Source organism: Massilia sp. P2_C2 (assembly GCF_056404615.1).
In genome coordinates this window covers 1-1,990 of sequence record NZ_JBFUDR010000548.1, presented here as the reverse complement: position 1 = coordinate 1,990, position 1,990 = coordinate 1, and the positions used below count along the sequence as shown (strand labels likewise).

General features: G+C 71.9%; 2 protein-coding genes. Both read left to right on the top strand.

Going from position 1 to position 1,990, the window contains the following annotated elements; all coding sequences use genetic code 11:
* The coding region (locus AC1DYX_RS30675; RefSeq protein WP_477265932.1) for a DUF5682 family protein at positions 1–1,146 on the top strand (1,146 nt) is incomplete at its 5' end.
* Positions 1,136–1,990: VWA domain-containing protein (locus AC1DYX_RS30670; RefSeq protein ID WP_477265930.1), on the top strand; the 855-nt coding region annotated here is incomplete at its 3' end. The genes AC1DYX_RS30675 and AC1DYX_RS30670, both read left to right, overlap by 11 nt.

Below are 1,990 nucleotides of genomic sequence, written 5' to 3'. Positions count from 1 at the left end.
GCGCAGGACGTGGCGGCGCAGCAGAAGCGCCTGCGCATGCCGGTACGCGCCGGCATGACGGAACTCGACCTCGACCTGCGCCAGCCGGCCCACCTGGAAAAGAGCGTGCTGCTGCACCGCCTTGCGCTGCTGGACGTGGCGTGGGGCCGGCAGCTGGAGGTGCGCGGCAGGACCGGCACCTTCCACGAACAATGGCGGCTCGCATGGGAGCCGGAGTTCGCCGTCGACCTGATCGCCGCCAGCCGCTGGGGCGGCACGCTGGAGAGCGCGGCGACGGCGCTGGCGGCCGAGCGCGCGGCGCAGGCGCAGACGCTGCCCGAACTCACCCGGCTGATGGAGACGATCCTGCTGGCCGACCTGCGCGCGGCCGTCGATCCGCTGATGGCGCGCATCCAGGAAGTGGGCACCTTGACGCCCGACCTCGGGCCGCTGCTGGCGGCGCTGCCGTCGCTCGTCAACGTGCTGCGCTACGGCAGCGCGCGCAATGTCGATACGCAGGCGCTGGGGAGCGTCGTCGACGGCCTCGTGGCCCGTGCGTGCATCGCGCTGCCGTACGGCTTGCGCGGCGTCGCGGACGATGCGGCGGCAGCGCTGCTCGGCCAGATCATCGCGGCCGACCAGGCCGTGCGCCTGCTGCAGAACGAGACCCATGCGGCGGCCTGGTTCGAGGCACTGGAGGCGGGCGCCACGAGCGACCTGTCGCACCCGCTGCTGGCGGGCCGCTGCGGGCGCATCCTCACCGAGCAGGGACGCTGGGACAGCGAGCGCGCCGCGCGCCAGCTGGGCCTGCGCTGCTCGCCGACCGTGCCGCCGCTCGTCACCGCGCACTGGCTCGAAGGTTTTTTACAGGGGAGCGGCGCACTGCTCGCGCACAGCGACCCGTTGTGGCACATCGTGAACGGCTGGCTGCTCGCGCAGCCGGGCGACGTGTTCACGGAACTGCTGCCGCTGCTGCGGCGCACGGTCGCCACGTTCAGCCCACCGGAGCGGCGCGCGCTGGGCGAACGCGCCGCGCACGCGGGCGGCGCGGCCGTCGACACCGTCGCCGCGACGGCCGTCGATATGGATCGGGCGCGGCGCGTGCTGCCCATCCTGCACACGCTGTTCGGCACGCGGCCGGAAAAGGAGCACGTCGATGTCGAGTGAAAAAGAAGCCTCGCGCCGCTGGCGCCTCGTGCTGGGCCAGGATGCGAACGAATCTCTCACGCTGGGCGCGGCCGATGCCGCCATCGACGATGCGCTGGACGCCTTGTACGGCGCCGGCCCCGATACGCGCAGCGGTAGCCTGGGGGGCTCGGCGCCGCGCGTGGCACGCTGGCTGGGCGACATCCGCCAGTACTTCCCGTCCAGCGTCGTGCAGGTGATGCAGAAGGATGCGTTCGACCGCCTGGGCCTGCAGCAAATGCTGTGCGAGCCGGAGATGCTGGCGGCCGTCGAGCCGGACGTGCACCTCGTCGCCACGCTGTTGAGCCTGAACCGCGTCCTGCCGAACAAGACGCGCGCGACGGCCCGCGCCGTCGTCGCGAAAGTCGTCGAGGAACTGGAAAAGAAACTGGCCGCGCCGATGCGCCAGGCGGTGTCCGGGAGCCTGAACCGCGCCGCGCGCAACCGGCGGCCGCGCCACCAGGACATCGACTGGATGCGCACCATCCGCGCCAACCTGCGGCACTACCAGCCGGACTACCAGACGATCATCCCGGAGACGCGCATCGGCTTCGGCCGGCGCGGGCGCTCGCTGCGCGACATCGTGCTGTGCGTGGACCAGAGCGGATCGATGGCGCCGTCCGTCGTGTACGCGAGCGTGTTCGCGGCGGTCCTCGCCAGCATCAAGACGGTGACGACGTCGGTGGTCGTGTTCGATACGGCCGTCGTCGACCTGACGCCGCTGCTGCACGATCCCGTCGAGGTGCTGTTCGGCACGCAGCTGGGCGGCGGCACCGACATCAACCGTGCGCTCGCCTATTGCCAGGGCCTGGTCACACGGCCGCAG